The sequence below is a fragment of the Saccharopolyspora sp. SCSIO 74807 genome (genome assembly GCF_037023755.1).
In the GTDB taxonomy this organism is placed as follows: domain Bacteria; phylum Actinomycetota; class Actinomycetes; order Mycobacteriales; family Pseudonocardiaceae; genus Saccharopolyspora_C; species Saccharopolyspora_C galaxeae.
Map to the genome: position 1 here is coordinate 5,576,324 of NZ_CP146100.1, position 24,993 is coordinate 5,601,316.

Genomic DNA, 24,993 nt, shown 5'->3' on the forward strand with positions numbered 1-24,993 from the left:
GCTGAGGTCCCGACCGTAGCCGACGCCCGGCGGGCGGGGTCCGGGACGGCGAGCGTTCAGGCGTCCAGGCCGCCGCGGGAGACCAGTTGGGAGGCGATCACGTTGCGCTGGATCTCGTTGGTGCCTTCGCCGACGATCATCAGCGGGGCGTCGCGGAAGTAGCGCTCCACGTCGAACTCGGTGGAGTAGCCGTAGCCGCCGTGCACCCGCACCGCGTTCAGGGCGATCTCCATCGCCGCCTCCGAGGCGTAGAGCTTGGCCATCCCGGCTTCCATGTCGACCCGGCGGTCCGCATCGGACTCGCGGGCCGCGTGCAGCGTGAGCTGCCTCGCCGCGGTGAGTTTGGTGGCCATGTCGGCCAGCATGTTGCCGATGGACTGGTGCTTCCAGATGGGTTTGCCGAAGCTTTCCCGTTCCTGCGCGTAGTGCAGCGCGTCCTCGAGCGCGGCCCGGCCGACGCCGAGCGCCCGCGACGCGACCTGGATGCGGCCGGTTTCCAAGCCCTTCATCATCTGCCCGAAGCCTTTTCCTTCGACCCCGCCGAGCAGCGCATCCGCCGGAGCGCGGTAGTCCACGAAGGACAGTTCGCAGCTCTCCACGCCCTTGTAGCCGAGCTTCGGCAGGTCGCGGGAAACCTCCAGGCCGGGACCGTGCTCGGCCAGCAGGATGGAGATTCCCCTGTGCGCGGGCTCAGCGGCCGGATCGGTCTTGCACAGCAAGGCGATCAGGCCGGAACGCCGGGAGTTCGTGATCCACGTCTTGGCGCCGTCGACCACGTACTCGTCGCCTTCGCGGCGGGCATGGGTGGTCATGGCCTGAAGATCGGAACCGCCGCCGGGCTCGGTCAGCGCCATCGCCGCGCGGGTCTCGCCGGTGGCCATCTTCGGCAGGTACTTGGCTTTCTGCTCTTCGGTGCCGAAGTGCAGCAGCAGCTTGGAGACCACGGTGTGCCCGCCCATCGCACCGGCCAGGCTCATCCAGCCGCGCGCCAGCTCCTCGGTGATGAGCACGTAGCACGGCGTGGACACCGGGTTGCCGCCGTGCTCCTCCGGGATGGCGAGGCCGAAGATGCCCAGTTCCTTCATCCGCTCGATGAGCGCCTCGGGATAGGTGTTGGCGTGCTCCAGCTCTTGCACGACCGGCTTGACGTCCCTGTCCACGAACTCGCGCACGGTTTCGACGATCAGCTGCTCGTCGCGGTCCAGGATGTCCACAGTGCTCACTTGGTGCTTCCTCTCAGATGACGCCTTGCGCGCGGAGTTCGCCGATCTCTTCTTGGTTCCGGCCGAGTTCGGCGAGGATCGTGCCGCTGTGGTCACCGACGTCCGGCACGGGATCCATGCGTGGTTCCACTCCGGACAGGATGGCCGGTGGCAGCAGCGCGGGCACGACCGAGCCGGGGATGCCGATGTCGCGCCAGCGGCCGCGTTCGGTCAGCGCCGGGTGCTGCAGGAACTCCGCGACCGAGTTCAGCCCGGCGTTGGCGATGCCGATCTCGTCGAGCAGCTTGCCGGCTTCCTCGGAGTCGAGGCAGGCGAACCGGTCCGCGATGATGCCGTCGAGCTCATCGCGATGCCGGACCCGCGCGGAGTTCGTCGCGAACCGTTCGTCGCCGGTCAACCCCGTGTCACCGAGAAACCGCCCGCACAGCGCCGCCCACTCGCGATCGTTCTGCACCGCCAGCAGCACCTGCTTGCCGTCGGCCGCGGTGAACGGCCCGTACGGCGCGATCGTCGGGTGGCTGGCCCCGGCGCGCTGGGGCTGGGTGCCGGTGTGCCGGGTGAAGTGCGCGGGCTGGCTCACCCACTCCGCGAGCGAGTCGAACAGCGACACCTCGACCGAGCGGGCCTCGCCCGTCGTGGCCCGCAGGTACAGCGCGCTCAGAATCCCGGAGTACGCGTACATCCCCGCCGAAATGTCCGCAATGGACACTCCGACCTTCGCCGGTTCCTCCCCGCCGGTCAGCGACACCAGACCGGTCTGGCACTGCACCAGCAGGTCGTAGGCCTTGCGCTGCGACCAGGACCCGCTGGAGCCGAACCCGGAGACGTCGCAGACGATCAGCTTGCCGTTGTCCAGGCTTTCCGCGTCCAGGCCCATCCGCGCGGCCGCGCCGGGAGCGAGGTTCTGCACGAACACGTCCGCTCCGGCCAGCAGTTCGTCCAGCACCGCGCGTCCGCGCTGGTCCTTGAGGTCCAGCGCCAGCGACTCCTTCGACCGGTTCAGCCACACGAAGTAGCTGGCCTGCCCGTCGACGGATTCGTCGTAGCGGCGGGCGAAATCCCCGTCCCCCGGCCGCTCGATCTTGATCACGCGGGCGCCGAGGTCGGCGAGCTGGCGGGTGGCGAACGGCGCGGCCACCGCCTGCTCGATGCTCACGACGGTGATGCCGTCCAACGGCCGCATCAGTCGATCACCCCTTGGCGCGGGAACGTCCGGTCCAGCAGGTCGCGCACCGACTTCCAGTTCCCGCCGTCGAGCAGGCCCGCGGCTCCGCAGGCGCTGAGCTTTTCCGCCAGTTCAGCCGAATTCGGCGGCCGGGACGGCGATCCCGGCGGGTGTACCAGCTCGGTGCGCAGCGGCTCGCCGTCGTGCTCGACCTCGATGTCGACCGCGCCGGCCAGCAACCCGTCCGCACCCGGCGGGTAGGCGGTTTCCACGCGCCGCAACAACTTCTGCGCCTCCGGGCGCGCGACCGCTTCGTCGCTGAACGACGCGAAATCCGGGTAGTCGTCGAGCAACGCCGTCGCCACCGCGTACTGCATGCTGAATTTGCCTTGCAGCCCCGTGCCCGGCCGGTCGTGGATCAGCGGCTGCACGGTCCCTTCCGGAGTCCGAACCCGCACGCGCCGCACTTCGCCCCGGATGTCGCCGCGCACCTCGCGCAGCGCGGCGATCGGGCGCTGCATCGCGTAGCAGCACGGGAACACCTTGATCGCCAGCCCACCCGGCACCGCCGGGCCGTTCAACGCGAGGTCACCGGGTTGCCCGCCCACCAGCCGGAGCCAGTCGTCCAGCGCAGCCGGGTCCGCGCTCGCGCCCGCCCTGGCGAGCCCAGCCGCCCGGACCCCGGCCTCCGCTGCGAACCCGACCTGCAGGGATTTCCCATGCGTGCCAAAGGCTTTCTGCGCACCACCGGCCGCGGGAACGGCCAGCGCCATCGCCGTGGCCAACCGCTCGGCGTCCAACCCCATCGCTCTGCCCGCCGCTACCGCAGCGGCAGGCGCTCCGGCGGTGCAGGTCGCGTGCCATCCGGCCGAGTAGTGCTGCCACCCGAGCCGTTCGCCGAGCCGCGCCATCACTCCGGCCCCGGCGAGGTAGGCGTCCGCTCCCCCGCCCGCGGCCAGCACGGCCGGGACCACGACGACGCTGATGTGCGTGGTCGACTCGATGTGCAGGTCGTCGAAGTCGAGCACGTGCCCGATCGCGGCCCACCGCGCGGCGTCCGGCAAGCCGGCCGCGATCCCGGTCAGCGGATGCTCGCGGGCGGCGAGGGCGACCGCGGCGGTGTCCAGCAGCGAACGCCGCGCCAGTTCGAGGTCGTCCGGGCCCGGGGTGAACTCCGCGGCCCAGCGGGCGAGGGTTGCAGCGGTGCTGGTCATGTTCGCCGTCCATCCTGACCACCCGCGGCGGCCTCCGGGAAACCCGACAGCACATTTGTACGGCCAATTGCGCCGCCAGGTCAACGCCGCCCGTGCAATGCCGCGCGGTCGACGCCGCACCGCGACCCGGCGAGCGGACCCCTCGTACCCCTCCACTCCAGGAGCGAACGGACCGTTTGACCAATCTATTGGGGCCAACAGTCCGTTCACTCGACGTCGATGGCGCCGGAGCGGGCGAACCGGCCCGATGGGTTGACACCCGGCGACCCCGATCACAAACTGACGCAACGTTTTGTACGGCTAAATCCGATCCGGCCGTTCCGCCGAGGCGTCCGCCCCGGCTCTCCCCCTCTTGCGGGCTCCCTGATGGAGGTCTGTGTCCATGAGCGGTTCACCCCTGCTCGCCGCGCTCAGCGGTGCGCGCGTCGGCAGGCTGCACCGGCGGGTGCTGCTGACCGTGAGCGTGATGTTCTTCTTCGATCTGGCCGACCTGAACAGCTTCGCGTTCGCCGCCCCGGCGATCCGCCGCGCGCACGACTTCTCGGTGCACGACGTGGCGTGGGTGACCGGTGTCGGGTTCGCCGGAATGGCCGTCGGCGCGATCCTCGGCGGCAGGCTCACCGACCTGCTCGGGCGCCGCGCCGGGATGTTGTGGTCGGTGGTGCTGTTCTCGGCGGGTTCGCTGATGAACGCGCTGGTCACCGGCGTCGGGCTGATGGCGGTGGCGCGGTTCGCCACCGGGATCGGGCTCGGCGCGCTGACGACCGTGGCGATCACCTACCTCTCCGAGGTCACCCCCGCCGAGAAGCGCGGACGCTTCCAGTCGATCGCGCTGGGCACCGGCCTGATCGGCATCCCGGTCGTCGCGTTCCTCGCGCGCGGCCTGACCGGCACGCATCCCGAGTCGTGGCGACTGCTGTTCCTGTTCGGCGCCTTGGGTTTCCTGCTGATCCCGATGCTGCTGCGGCTGCCCGAATCGCCGCGCTGGCTGCTGACCCGCGGCCGCTACGAGGAGGCGGCGGCGATCGTGCGCCGATTCGCGCCCGAGCACACCGGAAACGAGCAACAGCCCGCCGAAGAGCCACCGCGAGCCAGGATGGCCGACCTGTTCGCCCCGGGGATGCGCCGCAACACGATCGCGCTGATGGTGGTGTGGCTGTTCGCGCTGGTCGGCTTCTACGGTTTCCAGTCGTGGATCCCGACGCTGCTGGCCGATCACGGGCAGGACTTCGCCAAGAGCCTCACGATGTCGGCGTTGACCACGGTCGGCGCCGTGCCCGGCGCGTTCCTGGCGTGGCCGTTCATCGACCGCTTCTCGCGCAAGAAGATGGCGACCGTGCTCGGCCTGATCGTGACCGCGCTCGGCGTGGGCTACGGGCTCGCGGACAACAGCGCGCTGATCGTGGTGTTCGGAGTGCTGGTCGCGGCGTTGACGCAGACCTACATCGCGGTGCTGTACTCCTACACGCCCGAGGTGTTTCCCACCCACCTGCGCACGGCCGGTGCCGGGCTCGGCAACGGGCTCGGCCGGATCGGGAACGTGGTGGCACCGCTGGTGATCGCCACGATCTACACGACGCCGTCGCTGGGCTATGCGGCGGTTTTCGTGTTCATCTCGGGTTGCTGGCTGGTGGCGACGGCGACGCTGGCGCTGTTCGGCGTCGAGACCAAGCGCACGTCGCTGGAACAGCTGCACGAGGGCAGGATGGCGCCGGACGAGAGGAGCATCGGTGCTTGAGGAACACTTGGCGGGCTGGCCCCCGGAGGCGCTGACGGAATCGGATCCGATGCCGCCGGAACCCGCGCGGGCGCTCGCGGCCGTGCTGGAGACGCCGGACGAGTTCGGCGACGAGTCCGAGCTTCCCGCGCTGTGGCACTGGATCTACTTCCTGGAGTGGGCGCGGCACGGCGAGCTCGGCCCGGACGGGCATCCGCTCGAAGGGCACTTCCTGCCGCCGATTCCGGACCGCAGGAGGATGTTCGCGGGCGGGCGGCTCACCCTGTCGACTCCCCTGGTGCTCGGTCGCCCCGCGCAACGAACGTCCTCTTTGGACAACGTCGCGGTGAAGCAGGGACGCTCCGGTGAGATGGCGTTCGTGACCGTGCGCAACGAGTACCGGCAGGACGGTGCGCTGCGGCTGGTCGAGGAGCAGGACTACGTCTACCGCTCCGGCGAGAGCGGCGGGAAAAGCCCGCAGGAGCACCACGTTTCGCCCGCCGAGTCAGATGCCCCTTGGCAGGAACCGTTCACCGGTGACCCCGTCCGGTTGTTCCGCTTCAGCGCGCTGACGGCGAATTCGCACCGCATCCACTACGACGCGCCTTACGCGCGGGAGGTCGAGTCGTATCCCGGGCTGGTCGTGCACGGGCCGCTGCTGGTGCTGCTGATGACCGAGATGGCTCGGCGCCGCACCGGGCGTGGCGTGTCCTCAGTGGACTACCGGCTGAAACGTCCCGTGTTCGCCGGTGATCCGGTGCTGGTCACCGGACGACCCGAGGGCACCGCAGCCGATCTCACCGTGCTCACCGGCCACGACACCGTGCACGCCCAAGCCCACGTCCAGCTCGCCTGACCGGGGCGGCGGAGCAGCCTGTCCTATCCGGCACCCGTCGCGCGGCTTCAGTGGAGTTCGACCACCCGCAGCGGCGCGGCGCGCAGGTCGGCCATGGTCCAGCTCGCACCCGCCAGGGCGCAGGCGAAGCGGGCGACCGCGCTCGGGTCGCGTTCACCGGGCTCGAAGGCGAGTTCCGCGATGGTTCCGGCGGCATCGTCGGCCGCTCGGACTTCTGCGGGCAGCTTGTCCTCGAACGGTCCGTCCACTTCGTCCGAATTGGTGCGGAACACCGCCCGCCCGTTCACCGCGTAGGTGAGGCTGGTCAAGCCGTTGATGCACTCGTGCAGCGTGATCGCCGGACCGCCTGCGGCCGAGAGCACCTCGGCGGGATCGCTGGTGGCGTCCCAGCCGCCTTCGGGGGCCGACTCCGGCACCTCCGTGGGGGCGGCCGCTCCGAGGATGCGCCGGAGGATCGGCAGCCCGCCGATCGCGACGGTCGCCCCGGCGTCGTCGTACACGAACGTCCAGCCGCCGATCCGGCCTGCCAGCAGCACGCTCATCGCCCGGGAGTCCGAGCCGAAAGCGGCCTTGGCCATCGAAACGCCCTCCGGCCGTTCCGCGGGCAACGTGCACGGCACCGCCGCGGAAGGATCGGCTTCCAACACCCGCAGGACCTCGTCCGGGCTCATGTCCCGCACCAGGTGCAGAATCGCGTTCGGCTCCTCTTCGGCCATTTCGGACAACCAGATCGGGTACCCGTCTTCGTCCAGCGTTCCGGAGGGGAATCCGGGTGTGTCCATCCCCGCGGCTCCTCGTTCGATCGATTTCGCGCATCATGCCCGCTTCGGCCGCACGAGCGCTGCTGAGCGCAACGAGCACCGGGGAATCCCTTGTCGGCCCTTCCACGGCTCGTACCCGTTGCGGCGCCTTGAGCGGGAGCCATCCCGGGCTAAGGGAGAAAACGCGCCACCGCGCCGCCGAGTCCTCAATGGACGGACGGTCGAGTCGACCGGACGAACCGGCGGAGCCGAACGTCCTCGGCGCGGCGTCGCACGCGGAAGCGAACGGGCGGCCACCGGCGGTCCCGTCCGCCTGCGCTCAGCTCCCGACAGGTTTGGCCAGCGGGAACGCCAGCGTGTCCCGGATGGAACGCCCGGTCAGCAGCATGATCAACCGGTCGATGCCGAGTCCGAGTCCACCGGTGGGCGGCATGGCGTATTCCAGCGCGGTCAGGAAGTCCTCGTCCAGCTCCATCGCCTCCGCGTCCCCGCCCGCGGCGAGCCGGGACTGCTCGGTGAGCCTGCGGCGCTGCTCGACGGGATCGGTCAGCTCCGAATACCCGGTTCCCAGCTCGACGCCGAACGCGACGAGGTCCCACCGCTCGGCCAGCCGCGGATCCGCGCGGTGCGGGCGCGCCAGCGGCGCGACCTCCGCGGGGAAATCCGTGTAGAAGGTGGGTTCCTGCGTGCTGGGCTCCACCAGCCGCTCGTAAACCTCGTGCACAACGGTTCCGCGGTCCCATTCGGGGTCGTGGGGAACACCGGCCGCCGCACAAGCCCGGTGCAGATCCTCCAGCGGTGTGCCGATGGTGATCTCTTCGCCGAGCGCCTTCGAGATCGCCTCGTTGACGGTGATGACGGGCCATTCCCCGCTGAGGTCCACATCCCCGTCGCGGCGGGCGATCTGGGCACCGTTGACCGCCTCCGCGGCGGCCTGCACCAGCCGGCGGCACAGCTCCCGCACGGTCCCGTAGTCGGCGAACGCCGCATAAGCTTCCAGCACCGTGAATTCGGGATTGTGCCGGTAGGAAACCCCTTCGTTGCGGAACACGCGGCCGATCTCGAAGAGTTTGTCCACGCCGCCGACGCAGAGCCGTTTGAGGTAGAGCTCCGGCGCGATCCGCAGGTACAGCGGCATGTCGTAGGCATTGCTGCGGGTGCTGAACGGCCGCGCGTTCGCGCCGCCGTGCACGGGTTGCAGCACCGGCGTCTCCACTTCGAGGAAGCCATCGCCGATGAGCGCGCCTCGCACCGCGTGCAGCGTGGCGCTGCGCGCGTGCAGTGCTTCTCGCGCTTGCGGCCGCATGACCAGGTCGAGGTAGCGCTGCCGAACCCGGGCGTCCTGGTCGGTGAGCCCCCGGTGCTTGCTCGGCAGCGGGTGCAGGCACTTCCCGGCCATCGTCCATTCCGTTGCCAGCAGGGACACTTCGCCGTGCGCGGAGGCCACGACGTCACCGGTCACCGACACCTGGTCGCCGATGTCCACCTGCTCGCGCCAGGTCCGCAAGGCGTCGCCGCTGCCCGAGGCCGTGAGCATCACCTGCACGTCGCCGGAGAAGTCGCGCAGGCTCGCGAAGCACACCCCGCCGTGGTCGCGCAGCAGCATCACGCGCCCTGCCAACGAAGTCCGGTCGCCGGTGGTGCTGTCGGCGGCCAGGCCACCGTGGCGGTCCAGCAGGCTGCGGCAGGATTCCGCTCGGGTGATCCCGGCCGGGTACGGGTCGATTCCCCGGGCGCGCAGGTCGTCGGCCTTGTCCAGCCGCATCCGGGATTGTTCCGGAACGTCCCCGGAATCCGGGCGCGGTTCGGAAAGCGCCGGAACGCGGCGATGCTCGCCGGACGGCTCCTCGGGCGCGGCGACGGGTGCGGCACCCGGCACGGACAGGAAACCTTCCGCGATCACCGACGCGACTCCGATCCGCGCCAGCTCGCGGCGTTCGCAGAAGCCGACGAACCGAGGCGACCAGCGCGGCTGGTACTTGACGTTCGCGCGGTACAGCGATTCGAGCTGCCACCAGCGGGAGAAGAACAGCAGCAGGCCGCGCCAAGCCTGCAACACCGGTCCCGCGCCGAGCCGGGCGCCTTCGTCGAACGCCGAGCGGAACACCGCGAAGTTCAGCGACACCCGCTCCACGGCGAACCACCACGCCTGCTGCATCAGCGAACAGACCATCAACTCCACGACGCCGTTGTCCGAACCGCCTTCGCGGCGCATCAGGTCCAGCGACAGCCCGTGCCGTCCCCACGGGGTCAGCGACAACAAGCCGACCGGGCGCTGGTCCGCGTCCAGCGCTTCCACCAGCACGCATTCCCCGTCGGCCGGGTCGCCGAGGCGGCCGAGCGCCATCGAGAAGCCGCGTTCGGTGTCGGTGTGCCGCCATTCGCGGGCGAGCCGCATCGCCTCGGCCATTTCCCGCTGCGGCACGTCGGAGTGCCTGCGGATGCGTGCGGTGTACCCGGCGCGGCGCACCCGGTTGACCGCCTGGCGCACCGGTCGCATGTCCCGCCCGTCGAGGTTGAATTCCGCGGTGTGCAGGATCGCCTCGTCGCCGAGCTGGAGGATCTTGAGCCCGGCGCGGGCGTAGGCGGCGGCGCCCGCTTCGCTGACGCCGAGCACGGCCGGTACCCAGGTGTATTCGCGGCACATCGCCAGCCAGCGGTCGATGGCCGGGCGCCACGCTTCCGGTTCGCCCAGCGGGTCACCGCTGGCCAGGCAGACCCCGGCGACTTCCCGGTAGGTGATGGCGGCCTTGCCGCTGGGCGAGAACAACGCGGCCTTGTCGCGGCGGGTGGCGAAGTAGCCGAGGGAGTCGCGTTCGCCGCTTTCCGCCAGCAGCGTCCGGATCCGCCGCTCGTCGTCCTCGCTCAGCGCCGAGGCGACCCGCTGGGCCCGCAGCATCAGCAACAGCGCCGTGAACAGCGCGGCGGCGCCGAACAGCCCGAGCAGCAGGTTCACCCAGGCGGGAGCGTGCCCGTCCCGGGCGATGTCGAAGGTCACCGCCCCGCCCAGCACCCGCTCAGCGGTCCAGGTCAACCACTCCCACGGGTTCTCCAGCGATCCGGGCGCCAGCCACGCCAGCACGAATCCCAGGCCGACCGACGTGGTGACGAGCAGGGCGAACACCGATAGGCCCTGGCGCACACCGCCGCGCTTGGTCCGGCCGTAGAACTCGTCGCGCGCCAGCAGCAGCGCCGCGAACACGGCCACGCTGACTGCGAGGTTGACCGCGAAGACCCACCCGCCCCACTCCGGCGCCCGATATCGGCCGACTTCTTCGGCCAGCAATTCCTGATCGGTGCTCCACAGGAAGACCACGAGCGCATCGGCCAGCGTTTGCAGCACCAGGATGAGCAGCAGGAGGCGGTAGGCGACGTGCTTGCGCCGTTCCAGCGCCGCGGCGAGCACCACGAGGAAAGCGGCGTACGCGAGGTTGGGCGGTGCGGGGAACACGAAGTCGTCCACGATCCGGCGGACCGGCTGGATGCCGCCGGTGACCGCCAGCCCCACCGCGGAGGCAACGCTGAGCAGCGCGATCAGCAGCAGCGCACCCGCCGCCGCCCGCGGTACCCGGGCGTGCCATCCGGAGCTGCTGCGCACCGCGTCCGCATCCCGCGGATCGGCCGCCGGCGCGACCGCCTCCCGAACCATCAGAACCTCCCTGGCGCACCACCATCGGCCCGCACGGCGAACGGCGGCGGCATTTCCGCCGCGCATGGATATCACCATCCGCGGGCGGTCCGATGACCTGCCCCGCCGCTCACTCCGCCGATCACCGCTGAGCGCGCAGGGTGAAGGACTCGCGCAGCACGAGCACGATGATCAGCGCGTCAGGCACGACCAGGGCTATCGAGTGCGTGTGCAACGCGCGCAGGAGCTCGAATGCTACGAACGGCGCCAGCGCCGCGGTCGCCACCGGCGCGCTGCTCGTGGTTGCGCCCGCCCCGGATGGGCGCGTTGGCAACAGCAGACTGCTGGCAAATCGCCTACGGAACACCGTCAGCCGCCGGGCCGACGCGCCCGCTACGGCACCTGCTGCGGTAGGGGATCAGCTGCAACGCAACTACGAGAGCTGGTCCATGCCCAGCGAGTACCGCACACCGATACGGTCGCTTCCGAACCTGTTCAATCGGTCGGTCAATCAGCGACCCATTCGACACAAGTCGGCTGACGTCGGCTGGCCAGGAACTCATCGAGGGCGCTCAGCACCTGGTCGGCCGAGATCTCCTTGTACTCGGCGAGTTGAGCGTGGTGACCGCCGCGCCAGTAGTCCACCGGCTCGGTGTTGGAGCCGTTGGCAGGACGGTACGAAGTGCGGCCGTCCCAGTACGTCAGCACACCGCGGTCGCCGTCGAGCCCGACCGACAACTTCGGCGCGCGCCGCTCGCTGATGTTCACGAAGAAGGTCCAGGCCTGCTTCGGCTGGTCCCGGTTGGCCCGCTGCAACGCCTCGACGATCGCGGCCCGGTCATCGATCGCCGAAACTTCCACGCCGCCTTCTTCGAGAAGTTCGGCGACAACCGCGCTGCTCATGACCGTTGCCCCCTGCCGCCGACGGTGTTCCGTCGGCGACAGGGTGTCAGCAAGGTATGACAGCGAAGCACGCTCTGACGCCCGGATGCCGGCTCGCCAGCGAGCCGACTACTTCCGGTCGAAGCGGCCGCGCTTCACCGCGGCCACGAAGGCTCCGACGTCGACTCGCAAGGTGGCGCCGTCCGGGTCCTTCGAGTCGCGCAGGTAGCGCAGGTCGTCGGACAGCTCGACGCAGTCCGAGCCTTGCTGGCTGCGGCTGGATTTCCTCCACCGTTGGCAGTTGCTCATCGGGTTGTCTCCCATCGCTGCGCCATCTCCGCGATCGTCCGGGTGGACTTTTCGGGGGCAAACGACAACTTGTCTAGCTGATCAGCCGCCTGCCGGTAAACCTCGATGTCCGCATCCTCATGCACGAGCAAGGTCGACCGGCGGTTCTCCATCTGAACGATGGGAGCTGCGGACCCAGACTCGATCAGCGTGAAGGCGCCGTCCAAGGCAGGATTCCAACCGCTCCGGTACGGGATCAGTCGCAAGGCGACGTTAGGGCGCTGTTGCATCGAAACCAGGTGCCGCAGTTGCTCTCCCATGACCGTCGAGTCACCGACGGTCTGGTGCAGGACGGCTTCACCGAGGTAAACCACCAAGTTCACCGGGTCAGTGCGGGTCACGACTTCTTGACGGCCGAGCCGCAGCGCCACTCTCGCCGACACCTCGTTCAACGGAACGCTCACACCGCTTGTCATGATCGCCCGGACGTAGCTCGGAACCTGCAAGAGCCCAGGAACCAGCAATGGCGACACCGCGATGATCCGGCTCGCCAGCTGTTCGAAGTCGATCAGAGCCGATAGCTGCCGCTCCCGCTCCGGCAGTGTCGTCGCCACCCACGGCGGGTTCTTCGCCTCGTACGCCAGGGACATGATCTCGTCGAAACGATCGCCGCTGACGCCGAGGGCGCTGAGGATCTGCGCGGTGCGTTCGGGCGTCAGCGGGCGTTCTCCGTTCTCCCAGCGGGAGATTTCGCCGGAGTGGCGGCCGATCCGGCCGGCCAGGTCACGCAGGCTCGTGCTGCGGTCGTTGCGCTCCTTGCGCACCGCCAGGCCGAGCGCGCGGGCTTTGGGGGTCGCGGCCAAGTGTTGCTCCTCGCTGTTCGTCGGCGACCGCTCGACATCGATGTTCACCTGCTGCGCGCACGGCAACATCGTTGTTGCGGGCCTCGGGCTTCCAAGAAGATCACTGCTGCCGGGGAAACGGCAGCGACCACGTCGCTCACTTCTACCACGTGACTATCGCGCCACAGCAAGGAAAAACGACCGAGCGGGTGATCAGGAATTGCAGCGATACCAGGCGCCGGAACAGCTCGCGGACCGCCGCGCCACCGAAGACGTCATGGCCGAATGGACGCTCGTGCAACGGAAATTGCGAACCTGCTTCCACTGCTCGCAGGTGTACCTCGGGCCGGAGGACGCCACGCGGTGCGAGAAGTTCCACGAAGGCGCGGATTCCCGATGACTTCGCGCGGATGGACGTGGATGACTTCGGTGCTGGAGTCGGCATGGCACCTCGTCCCGGAGCGGTTCGAGACGTTCCGAGCACCTTGCGCATGCGGGCATTTCGTCACCGGACCGGTGCATCGGCGGCTGGCCGAGAACCCGCCCGCCACCGGGTTCCGATGCCGAGCCTGCGTCCGCGCCGCTGAAGAATCCCCCGACATGGCGCGGAAACCACACTCCCCCGAACGCCCGGCCCAACCGGGCGAGATCCGGTGGCCGACCACCCCTCCCAGGACGGCCGCCTGAACCGGGGCGGCGCCGGCTCCCCTCCCCCACCGGCGCCGCCCCGCCCCCGACCTTGAGCGAACGGACCGTTTGACCAATCTATTGGGACCAACAGTCCGTTCACTCCACCCAACCCCGCTCCGTAGCGAGCGCCAGCTCCGAGCGAACGGACCGTTTGACCAATCTATTGGGACCAACAGTCCGTTCACTCGGACAGGACCCGCGCGACTGTGGCGAAGTTGGACGCGCCACTGTTGCTAACACAGGTGTGTTAGTTTGGTGCGGTGGTGCGCACGATCGATCAGGAGGCGCGGCGGCGGGTCATCGTCGACGCGGTGTGGCGGACGTTGGACCGCGGTGGGCTGGAAGAGGCATCGGTGCGGAAGGTGGCGGCCGAATCGGGGCTGGCCACCGGATCGGTCCGGCACTTCTTCGGCACTCAGGCCGAACTGCACGAGTTCGCGCTGCGCTCGCTCTCGGACCGGGTCAGCGAGCGGGTGCGCCAGGCGGCCGAGGAGCCGGACGTGCGGCAACGGGTGCTCGCGATGCTCGGCGAACTGATGCCGCTGCGCGACGACACCGCCCGGGAGCTGAGCATTTGGCTGGAGTTCGTGCATCGCGCCCGGTTCGACCCGGTCCTCGCGGCCGTCGTGGCGGAGCAAGCCGCCGAGGTGCGCGAGTTCCTGCGGCACGTCGTGCGGGGTTTGGGAGAACTCGGCCAGCTCACGCCCGATGCCGACTACGAACACGCGGCGGCCGGGCTCAACGCCTTCGTGGACGGGCTGACCTTCGAGCTGCTGACCGCTCCGGCGCTGCTCACCCGGCAGCAGGCCGTCGAGTTGCTGGAGCACTACCTGTTCGGCGCCGCTCGCTGAACACCTACAACTGGGGAGTAATCGCAATGATCGCAGCCATTTTCGCCGCTGAGGCGGCGTTCTGGGTGTTCTTGGTGGCCGGTCTCGCCGCCCGCTACCTCGCGCGGCAGGAACGGCTGAGCAGCTGGTTGCTGCGCTGTGTCCCGCTGGTGGACGTCGTGCTGGTCGCACTGGTCGCCGTCGACCTGGCTCGCGGTGCGGAACCAACGCAGGCGCACGCCCTCGCGGCCGTCTACTTGGGATTCACCGTTGCCTTCGGCCACGCCACCATTTCCTGGGCCGACGCCAGGTTCCGGTACTGGTTCAACCGCGGCCCGAAGCCGGACAAGCCCGCGAAGGGGTCGCGGGCGGAAGTTCTGGCGCTGTGGCGGGAATGGCTGCGCGTGCTGCTGGCCTCCGCGATCGCCTGCGCGCTGCTGCTGGTGATGTTGGCGATCGACGGCTCCATCGTGCCCGGGTCGGCCGCGGAGGCCTCGCAACATCCATATTGGAGCATGATGTCGATGCTCGGAATCGTGACCGCAATCTGGTTCCTCGCCGGACCCGCCTTCGCCGGAAGGGGCCGAGTCGAAACCGACGCGACGCGCTGAGCCTCCGGTCGCCGGTCCCGGCCCGCCCACGAGCCGGGACCGGACAGTCCGCCGCGGCACGAGTCCGCAAGACCGCACGCCGGACTGCACACGCAGCGACAGGGACTCAGTCCCGCAACGCGGCCCGCAGCAGTTCGATCGGATGATGGGCCTCGCGCGGAGTCCCGTGCGCGATCTGCTGGCGGCAGGAGACACCGGTGGCGGCGACGATCGTGGTGGCAGGTTCGGCCGTGACAGCCGGGAACAACCGGTCGGACCCCACGGTCATCGACAGCTCGTAGTGCTCCGCCTCGAAACCGAAAGAGCCCGCCATGCCGCAACATCCGGCATCTAGCTCCACCACCTCGGCCCCGGGGATACGTCGCAGCAGTTCGACGGTCGCCGAGGTGCCGACCTCAGCTTTCTGGTGGCAGTGCCCGTGGAAGACGACTTTCCTCGCCGCGGGCCAGGAATCCGCCGACAGCTCCAGGTCTCCGGCGTCGATGGCTTCGGTCAGCACTTCTTCGAGCTGTCGCACCCGGCCCGCAACATCCCGTGCCGCGCCGGAGTCCGGCAGCATGGACAGCGTTTCGTCCCGCAAGGTGAGCACGCAGGAAGGCTCGCAACCGACGATCGGCGCGTCCGAATCGGACAGTCGCGACACCAGGTCTTGCGCCTTGCGCTGCGCATCGTCGACGAGACCTTTCGACAGGCTCGACCTGCCGCAGCAACCCTCGGTGACCAGCCGGACCTCGTAACCGGCTCGCTCCAGCAGGTCGACAGCGGCCTTGCCGATGGCCGGTTCGGTGTAGGTGGTGAACGAGTCCGCCAGGAACAGGATCGGGCCGCGGGGAGCGGACTCGGGCCGCGCGCGTTTGCGGAACCAGGAGCCGAGGTTGCGCCGCTCGAACCGCGGCAGCGGCCGGTTCGCCGTGATGCCGAGCAGCCGCTGCATCGCCCTGCGCAGCAACGGAATCCGGCCGGGCAGGTTCGACAGCGGAGCCGTCGCCGATCCCAGCCTGTTCAGCGCGCGGATCGACCCGAACACGCGAGAACGCAACGGCACCCCGTGCTCGTCGTGGTAGTGCGACAGCGTTTCGCTCTTGAGCTTCGCCATGTCCACACCCAGCGGGCACTCGCTCTTGCACGCCTTGCACATCAGGCACAGGTCCAGCACCTCGTGCAGCCGCTCATCTCCCAACGCCGCCTTCGGGTCGGGCTCCGACAGCGCCTTGACCAGGGCGTTGGCGCGCCCCCGCGTCGAGTCTTCTTCGCGCGTGGTGGCCATGTAGGACGGACACATCGCACCGCTGGTGCTCTTCCGGCACACCCCGATGTTCATGCACCGATCCGCCGAGCCGCGCATTCCGCCGACCACCTCGAACGACAACCGCGGCCGGAACGGTCCCGGCTCCGGCAATGCCGCGTCGCGCAGGTTGTCGGTCATCGACGGCGCCTCGACGATCTTGCCGGGATTCAGCGTTCCGGCCGGGTCGAAGAGTCGCTTGACCCGGCACATCGCCTCGTAAAGCTCGTCGCCGAAGATCTCGCGGTTGAACTCGCTGCGCGCCAGCCCGTCGCCGTGCTCGCTGGAGTTCACCCCGCCGTAGGCCGTCACCAGCGATTTCACCTCTTCGGCCACGGCGCGCATCTTCTCCGTCTCGCCCGGCTCCGCAAGGTCGACGAACGGGCGGATGTGCAGGCATCCCACCGAGCAGTGGCCGTAGAAACCGGCCTGCATCTCGTAACGGTCCAAGATCTCCGCGAACTTGGCGGTGTACTCGGCGAGGTGCTTGGGATCGACCGCGGTGTCCTCCACGAACGCCAGCGGGCGGCGGGTTCCGGAACCGGCGGCCATCAGCAATCCGAGACCGGCCTTGCGCACCTTCAGCAACGCCGACTGCTGCTGCGGAGTCACCGCCTCAAGGGTGTGGTAGCCGTGCTCGTGCTTGCGCCACAACGAACTCAGCCGTTGCAGCCGTCCGGTCAGCTCGTCCTTGTCGTCACCGGTGAAGCTGACGAAAAGCAGCGCATCCGGGTCACCTTCCAGGATCGTGCTCAGCGAGGCGTACTCGATGCGTTCCCGGGACAGGTCCAGGATCGTACGGTCCATCAGCTCCACACCGGACGGATCGAAGCTCAGCGCGTCCTCGGTCGCCTCGATCGCGGCCTGGGTGGAGGTGAAGTGCCCGACCGCGATCACCGTGTGCTTCGGTTTCGGCACCAGGTCCACCAGTGCCTCGGTGGCCACGACCAGCGTTCCCTCCGAGCCGACGACGAACTCGGCGAGGTCGAACGGTTCTGCGGATATCCGGTCGAGCCGGTAACCGCCCGAGCGGCGCCAGAACTCCGGGTAGCCGCCGGCGATCGCGTCCTTGTTCTCCGCGACGATCCGAGGAAGTTCCCGGTACAGCGCGCCTTCCAGCGTCCCGGCCGCTGCACGTCGTTGCCGCTCGGTTTCGTCCACCGGGCCGAGATGCGCCCTGCTGGCATCCGCGAGCACCACGCTCAGCTCGCGGACGTGATCGATCGTCATGCCGTAGCGCACAGACCCGCTGCCCGCGGAGTTGTTGCCGATCATCCCGCCCAGAGTGGCGCGGTTGCTCGTCGAGGTGTCCGGGCCGAACATCAGCCCGTGCGGCGCGGCGGCCCGGTTGAGCTGGTCCTGCACCACGCCCATCTGCACGCGAGCCGTCCGCGAATCCGGGTCGAGATCCAGGATCTTGTTCATGTGCCGGGAAAAGTCCAGCACGAGTCCCGGACCGACGGTCTGCCCGGCGAGGCTCGTGCCCGCTCCGCGCGGCACCACCGGCACTTCGTGCTCACGGGCGACGGCGACAGCGGCGGCCGCATCGTCGGCGTCCCGCGGGAACACCACGCCCAGCGGCGTGATCGTGTACATACTCGCGTCGCGCGAGAACAGGTGCCGGGTGTAGTCGTCGAACGCGATCTCTCCCGAGATTTCGCGCCGCAGCTTGTTTTCCAGCTCGCTCATCACGCCGCCTTCAGCACTCGCAGGGCTTCCTCGACACCGCCCTGATCGATCGGAACACCGGCCAGCTCGAGTCCCATCTGGACACCCGCGAGCGTCCCGGCCAGCGATACATCGTTGAAGTGGCCCAAGTGCCCGATGCGGAAGACGTCGCCCGCGACCTTGCCCAGGCCCGCGCCGAGCGACATGTTGAACCGGTGCAGGATCAACTCGCGAACCTTGTCCGCATCATGACCACCGGGTAGCAAAACAGCCGTCAGCGCCGGTGAATGCTCGCGCTCGTCCAGGCACAACGTCTCCAGACCCCACGCGCGCACGGCGGCGCGCGTGGCCGCGGAGTGCAGCCGGTGGCGCTCGAAGACCTGCGGCAAGCCCTCGTCATCAAGCATCCGCAGCGCCTCCCGGAGTCCGAACAGGAGATTCGTCGCCGGTGTGCTGTGGAAGAAACCCCGCCGATTCGCCTGCAACACCGGCTGCCAGTCCCAATAGGACCTCGGCAGACCGGCCTTCTCGCCGGCCCGCAACGCCTTCTCGCTCACCGCGTTGAAACCGAGGCCCGGCGGCAGCATCAGGCCCTTCTGCGAGCAGGAGATCGTGACGTCCACGCCCCACTCGTCGTGCCGGTAGTCGATCGAGCCGAGCGAGGAGATCGTGTCCACCAGCAGCAGCGCCGGATGAGCTGCCTCGTCCATCGCCCGCCGCACCTCGGCGATCCGGCTGGTCACGCCGGTGGAGGTCTCGTTGTGCACCGCGCAGACCGCCTTGATCTCGTGCGCGGAGTCCCCGGCGAGCCGTTCGGCGACCACGGCCGGATCGACGCCATGCCGCCAATCGCCGGGCACGAAATCCACCCGCAGGCCCAACTTCTCGGCCATCTCCCGCCACAGCACCGCGAAGTGCCCGGTCTCGAACGCCAGCACCCGGTCTCCGGGGCTGAGCGTGTTGACCAGCGCCGCCTCCCACGCACCGGTCCCCGACGACGGGTAGATCACGACCGGGCCGGTGGTGCCGAAGACCGGCCGCACCGCTTGCAGCACCTCTCCGGTCAGCTCGGCGAACTCCGGGCCGCGGTGATCGATGGTGGGCGCGGACATCGCGCGCAACACCCGCTCCGGAACGTTCGTCGGGCCTGGAATTTGCAGGAAGTGATTGCCGATCGGCTGCGCCATCGGATTCTCCTCATTCAGTTCTGCAACTCTTGACGTCAAATGTGGCCGGGGCCATACTTCCTCGGCACGAGACCACGGATTCGCCTCATGAATTCAGTTCCCGCTCCCGTCCCCGAGCCGACGACTGCCTCGCACCGAGGAGCCACATGTCCGTACAAGTAGTCTCCATCATCGGCCTCGTACTCATTTTCCTGATCGCCACGCTGCGCTCGGTGAACATGGGCGCAGTAGCTTTTCTGGGCGCATTCCTCATCGGCACTTTCGTGGTGCGGGAAAGCGCCGACGACCTGTTCTCCGGATTCCCCGGCGACCTGTTCACCGTGCTGGTCGGGGTCACGCTGCTGTTCGCCATCGCCAAGAGCAACGGCACCGTCGACTGGCTCATCCACGTCGGAGTCCGCGCCGTGCGCGGCCGCATCGCGCTGGTTCCGTGGGTGATGTTCCTGGTGACGAGCCTGCTGACGATGGTGGGCGCGGTCGTGCCGGGCGCGGTCGCGATCATGGCCCCGATCGGGCTGAACTTCGCCGCCCGCTACCGGATCAACCCGATGCTGATGGGCCTGCTGATCATCAACGGCGCCACCGCGGGCGGCTTCTCGCCGATCAGCATTTTCGGCAGCATCACGAACGGCGTGGTGGAACGCAGCGGACTGCCCAGCAACCCGGCGTTGCTGTGGGGCAGCCAATTCGTTTTCAACCTGTTGCTCAGCGTGCTCGTCTTCTTCCTGTTCGGCGGCCGGGAACTGCTGCGGCGGAAAGTCGACACCGAGTCTCCGGAAAGCTCCGGAGAAATGGCTGGACCCGGGACCAGCGGAGGAACCGGCGGCACCACCACGGCCACCGCGGCCGAACCGGCCACCGGTGCGCTCGCACAAGTCACCACGCTCAACGCGAATCGCGCGCTCACGCTCACCGGCCTGGTCCTGCTGGCCGTCGGCGCGCTCGCGCTGGAATTCGACGTCGGACTGCTGTCGCTGAGCATCGCCACCGTGCTGTGCATCATCTCGCCGCAGACGACCAAGGCGTGCATCGGCGAGGTCGCGTGGCCGACCGTGCTGCTGATCTGCGGCGTGGTGACCTACGTGAGCATGATGGAGGAGATCGGCACCATCGAGTTCCTCGGCGACGGCGTCGCAGGCATCGGCGTTCCGCTGCTGGCAGCGTTCGTGATCTGCCTGATCGGCGCGGCGGTGTCCGCGTTCGCCTCGACCACCGGCATCCTCGGCGCGCTCATCCCGCTGGCGGTGCCGTTCCTGCACACCGGCCAGGTCGGCGCCATCGGGATGATCATCGCGTTGACCGTGGCCTCGTCGGTGGTGGACTCCTCGCCGTTCTCCACCAGCGGCGCGCTGGTGGTCGCCAGCAGCCCGGCCGAGATGCGCGACCGGGTGTTCCGGAAGCTGATGACCTGGGGCATGAGCATGATCGTCATCGCCCCGGTGGTGGCCTGCGCGCTGTTCGTCCTGCCCGGATGGTTGTGAGGCACGCCGTGCTGGTCGTGCGCCCGGCCCGGTCCGCCGGTTTCGGACCGGGCCACCGGCGGCCACTAAGCTGAGGATGTGAGCGAAGGAATGCGCACCGTGCTGTCGGCTTTCCGCGTGCTGGAAGAGGTCGCGCACACCCAACCGGCCGGCGTCGGCGAACTCGCCCGCAGGCTCGGGCTGCCCAAGAGCACCGTGCAACGCGCTCTCCGGACACTGTGGACGGCGGGCTGGATCTGCCCGGACGGCGCGGACGTGACCCGCTGGGTGCTGACCACCCGCGCGTTCCAGGTCGGCCAGCACGCCATTTCGGACATCAGCGTGCGCGACGCCGCAGCAGCGGTCCTGCACGAGCTGCGGCGCGAAACCGGCGAAACAGCGCACCTCATGGTCCGCGAAGGCGAGCACGCCGTGCTGATCGAGCGGGTCGAGACCGACCACCCGGTCCGCGCGGTGCTGCCGCTGGGCAGCACCGTCCCGCTGCACGGCTCCTCGAACGGCAAGGCGATCCTCGCGGCCATGCCGCGGGAGAAGGTGCAGCCGATCATCGGGGAACGGCTCCAGCGCTACACCGGGAGCACCATTGTGGACTGGGACGAGTTCTTCGCCGAACTCGACGGCGTGACCCAGCGCGGTTTCGCCTCGAACTTCGGGGAATGGCGCGCGGACATCGCCGCGGTCGCCGCGGCCATCCTGGACTCCAGCGGCGAGCCGGTGGCGAGCCTGTCCGTGTCCGCACCCGCGGGCCGGATGTCCGAACAGGCGCGGGACCGCTACGGGCCGCTGGTCATCGAAGCGGCCCAGCGGGTCAGCGCCACGCTCGGCTACCGGCGCCCGGTGCGACCTCGCTGACCCGCTCATCGCCGATCACCGGCCGCGCCATTGCGGGCGGCGCTTGTCCACGAAAGCGCCGACCCCTTCCCGGAAATCCTCGCTGCCGTAGCAGAGCTCGATCAGATCGTCGCCCGGTGGCAACGAATGCTCCCGCAGCCGCCGCATCGCCTGCTTGCTCGCCCGCATCGTCAGCGGAGCCTGCGCGGCGAGCTGCTCGCAGAGCGCATCGATCCGGCCGTCCAGTTCGGACTCGGGCACCACTTCGGACGCGAGCCCGATGCGTTCGGCCTGCTCGGCCTCGACGAACCCGGCGGTGCAGATCAGGTGCATGGCGCGTCCCGCTCCGATCAGCTGCACCAGCCGCGCGTAGTTCCGCATGGACAGGCAGTTGCCCACCGTGCGCGCGATCGGCAGCCCGAACTTCGCCGCGGGCGAGCAGATCCGCAGGTCGCAGCAGGCCGCGATGGTCAACCCGCCGCCGGTCGCATAACCGTCCACCACGGCGATCGTGGGCACCCGGATCCCTTCCACCTGGTCCAGGACGCCGTCGATGCGCTGCTCGTAGGCATGTCCGTCCGCGGCGCCGCGAAAGTCCTGGAACTGGGCGATGTCCGTGCCCGCAACGAACGCTTTCCCGCCCGCGCCGCGGAAAACGACAACCCGGACCGCTTCGTCGGCGTTGACCCTCTCGCAGAAATCGGCGAGCCCGTCGTACATCTCCCACGTCATGGCGTTGCGCGCAGCCGGGCGGTTGAAGGTGGCGGTGGCGACGGCACCGTTGAACTCGGTGCGCAACTGGTCGGTCATCCGGCGGCTCCTTCGGCGCGCATCCGGGCGATCTCGGCGTCGGTGCGGCCGAGCGATCGCAGAACTTCGTCGGTGTGCTGCCCCAGATCGGGCGCGACGCGGCGGATTTCCGCCGGTGTGCCGGTGAGTTTCACCGGGACGCCGAGCGAGCGGACCCGGCCCTCCGCCGGATGATCCAGCTCGACGACCATCTCGCGGGCCGCGGTGTGCGGATCGGCGCAGGACTCGGCGTAGTCGCGAATCGGACCGACCGGCACACCCGCGTCCAGCAGCAGCTGCACCCACTCGTCCCGGTCCCGTTCGCGCAGCGTGCGGCCGAGTTCTCCGGCGAGTTCGTCGCGGCGGCGCACGCGATCGGTATTGGTGGTGAACCGCTCGTCGGCGAGCAGGTCGAGGCGGCCCAGCACCTTGCACAACCGCTGCCACAGCCGCTCGTTGTTCGCGCCGATCGTCAAGTAGCCGTCACGAGCCGGAAGCGCCTGATAGGGCGCGTTCACGCGGTGCGCGGAACCGAGGCGGCCGGGTGGCTCGCCGGTGGCCCAAAGCTCCGATGTCTCCCAAATGGACAGTGCCAGTGCCGCGTCGTAGAGCGAAGTGTCCACCGCTTGGCCGCGGCCGGTCGTCGCGCGGGACAGGCACGCGCTGAGGATGCCGACCGCGCAAAACAATCCGGCGGACAGGTCGGCGACCGGCACCCCGGCCTTCACCGGCGGGCCGTCCGGATCCCCGGTGACGCTCATGATCCCGGACATGGCTTGCGCGATCAGGTCGTAGCCCGCGCGCTGCGCGTACGGGCCGGTCTGGCCGAAACCGGACACGGAGGCGTAGACGAGCTGATCGTTGAGCCCGCTCAGCGTCTCGTAGTCCACGCCGAGCCGCGCCGCCACGCCCGGCCGGAAGCTCTCCACCACGACGTCGGCGTCGCGGGCCAGATCGTAGAAGGCCTGCCTGCCCGCGTCGCTCTTGAGGTCCAGCGCGATGCTGCGCTTGTTCCGGTTCACCGCCAGGAACGCCGCGCTCTCGCCGTTCGGCAGCCGGTGCCCGGTGGCTTGGCGGGTGGCGTCGCCCGCGCCGATCGGCTCGACCTTGAGCACGTCGGCGCCGAGGTCGCCGAGCAACTGGCAGCAGTAGGGACCGGCCATGACCTGCGTGAGGTCCAGGACCGTCAGGTTCTCCAGCGCCAACACCATCGTCGCCCGCCGTTCTGTGCCGTTCCACGGCACGACCACCTTGTGACGGCATGAAGGTACGAGCGGGTCAGCTTCGGAGTCAATACGCTCGGCGATGAACCGCAGGCGGACCGGCTGTCCCGCGCACGACACGCACTGCGCTTCGCGGCACCTCCGACCAGGTCTTGCGCGGAACCGGCCGGAAGCGCTCACCGGAAGCCGCCGGGCCGCGCCGCGCGCCGTCGCCGACGATGGGCCGATGGAGACCACCGCGGAAGCGTCCGGCCCTGCGACGCCGGACGAGGTGTGGGAGCGCTACGCCGATCCCGCCCGCTGGCCGGGCTGGGCACCGCAGATCACCGAGGTCCACACCGACGCGGTCCGCATCGCGCCCGGCGCCGATGGCAGGCTGTTCGCCGCCGGCGGGGTCCGCCTGGACTTCACCGTCACCGACGTCGACGAGCAGCACCGGAAGTGGTCGTGGAGCGTGCGCTTCGGGCTGCTGACGTTGCACCTGGACCACGGTGTGGAAGCGGCCGGAGAGGGCTCGACGACCTGGCTCAACGCGCGCGGACCGGCGTTCTTGATCATGCCGTACATGCCGTTCGCCCGCAGCGCGCTGCAGAACCTGGTGCAGCAGTGCTGATCGGCGAGGTTTCCGCGCGGCACGCCGGGCTGTGATCATCAAGGGATGCACGGGACCACCGAGGCGATGCGCGGCGAGCAGCCCGAGCTGGTTTGGTACGCCAGCTACGGCTCGAACATGGACGCGGGACGCCTGCGCTGCTACCTCGAAGGCGGCACGCCGCCCGGCGGACGGCGCAGCTGCCCCGGTTGCCGCGATCCGCGCCCGCCGCGGCGCACCACCGGCCATCAGGTGCCGGGCGGGATCCACTTCGCGACCGAGTCGCAGGTCTGGGGTGGCGGGCGTGCCTTCCTCGACCGAGCCCTGCCCGGCTCGGCCGCGCTGCGGGCGTACCTGGTCAGCGGCGAGCAGTTCGCCGACCTGGTGGCGCAGGAGATGTACCGCGAGCCGGGCGACGACCTCGACCTGCGGGAAGTGCTGCGCACCGGCGTCAGCAGGCTCGGGACCGGCCGCTACGAAACGCTGCTGCGCGTCGGTGACCTGGACGGTCATCCGGTGCTGACGTTCACCGCGCCGTTCTCCAGCGCCGAGGTGACGCCGGTGGCACCGTCGGCGGCTTACCTGCGGATGCTGCTGGCCGGACTACGCGACGGACAGGGCTGGGACGCGGACACGGCCGCCGGCTACCTCGCGGGGTGTCCCGGCGCTCTCGGGCATTGGAGCCCCGCGGACATCCGCGGGCTCGCGACGAACCCCTAGGATCTCGCTCCCGAATCGGCCGACACGCCCGCGCGCCACCCGACGCAGCGACGAAGGCTCCGAGCGAACGGCCTCTTCGCCCGATCTAGTGGGACCAAAGTTCCGTTCACTCGGAAAGTTCGGCGGGGCTGGCCCGGTGCCGACACGCCGATTCATTCGGAGATGACGGGACTTTCGGCCGGCGTCGAGCGGGCCGTTCACTCCGGAAATCCGGGGTGCGCACCGATCCGCGCACCGCTGCCCGGTGCCGGTCCTGATCAGGACGTCTGCTGCGCGCCGGGTGAGTCCTGCTGCGCGGCGTTCTCGTCCTCGCGCAGTCCGCGGGATTCGGCCTTGAGGATGCGGGCGGAACGGCCCAGGGATCGCGCGATCTCCGGCAGCTTCGCCGAGCCGAACAGCAGCGCGACCACGACCAGGACGACCAGCCAGTGCGAGGGTGCGAGCTCACCCATGTCGGAACACTCCTTCGACGATTGCGCGGGGCGTGCGCGGAGCACCCGCGCACGCCCC

General features: G+C 69.4%; 23 protein-coding genes. 9 read left to right on the forward strand and 14 right to left on the reverse strand.

The features are described from left to right. Positions 1 to 56: 56 nt before the first annotated feature. Genes V1457_RS25615 through V1457_RS25625 form a run of 3 tightly spaced genes read right to left on the reverse strand, consistent with a single transcriptional unit; the run spans position 57 to position 3,602 of the window. Entirely contained in the window at positions 57 to 1,223 is a 1,167-nt protein-coding gene (locus V1457_RS25615) for an acyl-CoA dehydrogenase family protein (RefSeq protein ID WP_407074726.1), read from the reverse strand. A 13-nt stretch (positions 1,224 to 1,236) separates the two neighbouring features. Beyond that, positions 1,237 to 2,406 carry a CaiB/BaiF CoA transferase family protein gene (locus tag V1457_RS25620; RefSeq protein ID WP_407074727.1) on the reverse strand — a complete coding sequence of 390 codons (1,170 nt, stop codon included), beginning with the start codon at positions 2,404 to 2,406 and terminating at the stop codon, positions 1,237 to 1,239. Beyond that, complete coding sequence (locus tag V1457_RS25625) at positions 2,406 to 3,602, reverse strand: MmgE/PrpD family protein (protein WP_338597400.1); 1,197 nt, start codon at positions 3,600 to 3,602, stop codon at positions 2,406 to 2,408. Before V1457_RS25625 ends, V1457_RS25620 begins: the two co-directional genes overlap by 1 nt. A 382-nt stretch (positions 3,603 to 3,984) precedes the next feature. On the opposite strand from V1457_RS25625, the gene V1457_RS25630 reads away from it, so the two are divergent. Both V1457_RS25630 and V1457_RS25635 read left to right on the forward strand, forming a co-directional pair. Then, positions 3,985 to 5,340: an MFS transporter gene (locus tag V1457_RS25630; protein ID WP_338597401.1), complete on the forward strand. Its 1,356-nt coding sequence runs from the start codon at positions 3,985 to 3,987 to the stop codon at positions 5,338 to 5,340. Beyond that, positions 5,333 to 6,175, forward strand: coding sequence for a MaoC family dehydratase N-terminal domain-containing protein (locus tag V1457_RS25635; RefSeq protein WP_338597403.1), 843 nt, complete (start codon positions 5,333 to 5,335; stop codon positions 6,173 to 6,175). The genes V1457_RS25630 and V1457_RS25635 overlap by 8 nt, the downstream gene beginning before the upstream one ends. Before the next feature lie 47 nt (positions 6,176 to 6,222). Here V1457_RS25635 and V1457_RS25640 read toward each other — a convergent pair whose 3' ends face one another. From V1457_RS25640 to V1457_RS25665, 6 genes are all read right to left on the reverse strand, one after another. Then, entirely contained in the window at positions 6,223 to 6,957 is a 735-nt protein-coding gene (locus V1457_RS25640; protein WP_338597405.1) for a hypothetical protein, read from the reverse strand. A 298-nt stretch (positions 6,958 to 7,255) separates the two neighbouring features. Beyond that, on the reverse strand, positions 7,256 to 10,585 hold the full coding sequence (gene lysX, locus V1457_RS25645; protein ID WP_338597407.1) for a bifunctional lysylphosphatidylglycerol synthetase/lysine--tRNA ligase LysX: 3,330 nt from the start codon (positions 10,583 to 10,585) through the stop codon (positions 7,256 to 7,258). A gap of 121 nt (positions 10,586 to 10,706) precedes the next feature. Further along, a complete protein-coding gene (locus V1457_RS25650; RefSeq protein WP_338597409.1) occupies positions 10,707 to 10,898 on the reverse strand; it encodes a hypothetical protein in 192 nt (63 codons plus the stop codon). Between the two features lie 173 nt (positions 10,899 to 11,071). Then, on the reverse strand, positions 11,072 to 11,467 hold the full coding sequence (locus tag V1457_RS25655; RefSeq protein ID WP_338597411.1) for an Imm1 family immunity protein: 396 nt from the start codon (positions 11,465 to 11,467) through the stop codon (positions 11,072 to 11,074). A gap of 108 nt (positions 11,468 to 11,575) precedes the next feature. After that, positions 11,576 to 11,755, reverse strand: coding sequence for a DUF397 domain-containing protein (locus V1457_RS25660; RefSeq protein WP_338597412.1), 180 nt, complete (start codon positions 11,753 to 11,755; stop codon positions 11,576 to 11,578). Next, positions 11,752 to 12,645, reverse strand: coding sequence for a helix-turn-helix transcriptional regulator (locus V1457_RS25665; RefSeq protein ID WP_338597414.1), 894 nt, complete (start codon positions 12,643 to 12,645; stop codon positions 11,752 to 11,754). The genes V1457_RS25660 and V1457_RS25665 overlap by 4 nt, the downstream gene beginning before the upstream one ends. 151 nt (positions 12,646 to 12,796) lie before the next feature. Between V1457_RS25665 and V1457_RS25670 the strand changes: the two genes are divergently transcribed. The 3 genes from V1457_RS25670 (at position 12,797) to V1457_RS25680 (ending at position 14,707) form a co-directional block, all read left to right on the forward strand. Then, complete coding sequence (locus V1457_RS25670) at positions 12,797 to 12,976, forward strand: hypothetical protein (RefSeq protein WP_295143590.1); 180 nt, start codon at positions 12,797 to 12,799, stop codon at positions 12,974 to 12,976. Positions 12,977 to 13,526: 550 nt separating this feature from the next. Beyond that, positions 13,527 to 14,117: a TetR family transcriptional regulator C-terminal domain-containing protein gene (locus V1457_RS25675; RefSeq protein ID WP_338597416.1), complete on the forward strand. Its 591-nt coding sequence runs from the start codon at positions 13,527 to 13,529 to the stop codon at positions 14,115 to 14,117. A gap of 26 nt (positions 14,118 to 14,143) precedes the next feature. Beyond that, complete coding sequence (locus tag V1457_RS25680) at positions 14,144 to 14,707, forward strand: hypothetical protein (protein WP_338597417.1); 564 nt, start codon at positions 14,144 to 14,146, stop codon at positions 14,705 to 14,707. Between the two features lie 106 nt (positions 14,708 to 14,813). Here the strand turns inward: V1457_RS25680 and V1457_RS25685 are convergent, their stop codons facing one another. Both V1457_RS25685 and V1457_RS25690 read right to left on the reverse strand, forming a co-directional pair. Further along, positions 14,814 to 17,681, reverse strand: coding sequence for an FAD-linked oxidase C-terminal domain-containing protein (locus V1457_RS25685; RefSeq protein WP_338597418.1), 2,868 nt, complete (start codon positions 17,679 to 17,681; stop codon positions 14,814 to 14,816). Continuing rightward, positions 17,681 to 18,847 carry an aminotransferase class V-fold PLP-dependent enzyme gene (locus tag V1457_RS25690; RefSeq protein ID WP_338597419.1) on the reverse strand — a complete coding sequence of 389 codons (1,167 nt, stop codon included), beginning with the start codon at positions 18,845 to 18,847 and terminating at the stop codon, positions 17,681 to 17,683. Before V1457_RS25690 ends, V1457_RS25685 begins: the two co-directional genes overlap by 1 nt. Positions 18,848 to 18,993: 146 nt before the next feature. Here V1457_RS25690 and V1457_RS25695 point away from each other — a divergent pair, with 146 nt between their 5' ends. Both V1457_RS25695 and V1457_RS25700 read left to right on the forward strand, forming a co-directional pair. Next, the gene (locus tag V1457_RS25695) at positions 18,994 to 20,328 is read left to right on the forward strand and encodes an SLC13 family permease (protein WP_338597420.1); all 1,335 of its coding nucleotides are present in this window, start codon (positions 18,994 to 18,996) and stop codon (positions 20,326 to 20,328) included. A gap of 78 nt (positions 20,329 to 20,406) precedes the next feature. After that, complete coding sequence (locus V1457_RS25700) at positions 20,407 to 21,180, forward strand: IclR family transcriptional regulator (protein ID WP_338597422.1); 774 nt, start codon at positions 20,407 to 20,409, stop codon at positions 21,178 to 21,180. Between the two features lie 15 nt (positions 21,181 to 21,195). Here V1457_RS25700 and V1457_RS25705 read toward each other — a convergent pair whose 3' ends face one another. Continuing rightward, a complete protein-coding gene (locus V1457_RS25705) occupies positions 21,196 to 21,969 on the reverse strand; it encodes an enoyl-CoA hydratase/isomerase family protein (RefSeq protein ID WP_338597424.1) in 774 nt (257 codons plus the stop codon). Then, positions 21,966 to 23,192, reverse strand: a complete 1,227-nt coding sequence (locus V1457_RS25710; protein WP_338597426.1) for a CoA transferase — start codon at positions 23,190 to 23,192, stop codon at positions 21,966 to 21,968. Before V1457_RS25710 ends, V1457_RS25705 begins: the two co-directional genes overlap by 4 nt. Before the next feature lie 205 nt (positions 23,193 to 23,397). Here V1457_RS25710 and V1457_RS25715 point away from each other — a divergent pair, with 205 nt between their 5' ends. Next, positions 23,398 to 23,784 (forward strand): SRPBCC family protein, encoded by a 387-nt coding sequence (locus V1457_RS25715; RefSeq protein ID WP_338597427.1) that lies wholly within the window; start codon positions 23,398 to 23,400, stop codon positions 23,782 to 23,784. A 45-nt stretch (positions 23,785 to 23,829) separates the two neighbouring features. Beyond that, positions 23,830 to 24,483: a histone deacetylase gene (locus tag V1457_RS25720; RefSeq protein ID WP_338597429.1), complete on the forward strand. Its 654-nt coding sequence runs from the start codon at positions 23,830 to 23,832 to the stop codon at positions 24,481 to 24,483. Between the two features lie 257 nt (positions 24,484 to 24,740). On the opposite strand, the gene tatA is transcribed toward V1457_RS25720, so the two are convergent. Beyond that, positions 24,741 to 24,935: a Sec-independent protein translocase subunit TatA gene (tatA, locus tag V1457_RS25725; RefSeq protein WP_200072303.1), complete on the reverse strand. Its 195-nt coding sequence runs from the start codon at positions 24,933 to 24,935 to the stop codon at positions 24,741 to 24,743. Positions 24,936 to 24,993: the final 58 nt, after the last annotated feature.

Bases quoted from the DNA above. Each gene is read 5' to 3' on its own strand.
- V1457_RS25620 (WP_407074727.1), bottom strand. From the start codon at position 2,406: ATGCGGCCGTTGGACGGCATCACCGTCGTGAGCATCGAGCAGGCGGTG.
- V1457_RS25625 (WP_338597400.1), bottom strand. From the start codon at position 3,602: ATGACCAGCACCGCTGCAACCCTCGCCCGCTGGGCCGCGGAGTTCACC.
- V1457_RS25630 (WP_338597401.1), top strand. From the start codon at position 3,985: ATGAGCGGTTCACCCCTGCTCGCCGCGCTCAGCGGTGCGCGCGTCGGC.
- V1457_RS25640 (WP_338597405.1), bottom strand. From the start codon at position 6,957: ATGGACACACCCGGATTCCCCTCCGGAACGCTGGACGAAGACGGGTAC.
- lysX (WP_338597407.1), bottom strand. From the start codon at position 10,585: ATGGTTCGGGAGGCGGTCGCGCCGGCGGCCGATCCGCGGGATGCGGAC.
- V1457_RS25655 (WP_338597411.1), bottom strand. From the start codon at position 11,467: ATGAGCAGCGCGGTTGTCGCCGAACTTCTCGAAGAAGGCGGCGTGGAA.
- V1457_RS25660 (WP_338597412.1), bottom strand. From the start codon at position 11,755: ATGAGCAACTGCCAACGGTGGAGGAAATCCAGCCGCAGCCAGCAAGGC.
- V1457_RS25680 (WP_338597417.1), top strand. From the start codon at position 14,144: ATGATCGCAGCCATTTTCGCCGCTGAGGCGGCGTTCTGGGTGTTCTTG.
- V1457_RS25685 (WP_338597418.1), bottom strand. From the start codon at position 17,681: ATGAGCGAGCTGGAAAACAAGCTGCGGCGCGAAATCTCGGGAGAGATC.
- V1457_RS25690 (WP_338597419.1), bottom strand. From the start codon at position 18,847: ATGGCGCAGCCGATCGGCAATCACTTCCTGCAAATTCCAGGCCCGACG.
- V1457_RS25695 (WP_338597420.1), top strand. From the start codon at position 18,994: ATGTCCGTACAAGTAGTCTCCATCATCGGCCTCGTACTCATTTTCCTG.
- V1457_RS25705 (WP_338597424.1), bottom strand. From the start codon at position 21,969: ATGACCGACCAGTTGCGCACCGAGTTCAACGGTGCCGTCGCCACCGCC.
- V1457_RS25715 (WP_338597427.1), top strand. From the start codon at position 23,398: ATGGAGACCACCGCGGAAGCGTCCGGCCCTGCGACGCCGGACGAGGTG.
- V1457_RS25720 (WP_338597429.1), top strand. From the start codon at position 23,830: ATGCACGGGACCACCGAGGCGATGCGCGGCGAGCAGCCCGAGCTGGTT.
- tatA (WP_200072303.1), bottom strand. From the start codon at position 24,935: ATGGGTGAGCTCGCACCCTCGCACTGGCTGGTCGTCCTGGTCGTGGTC.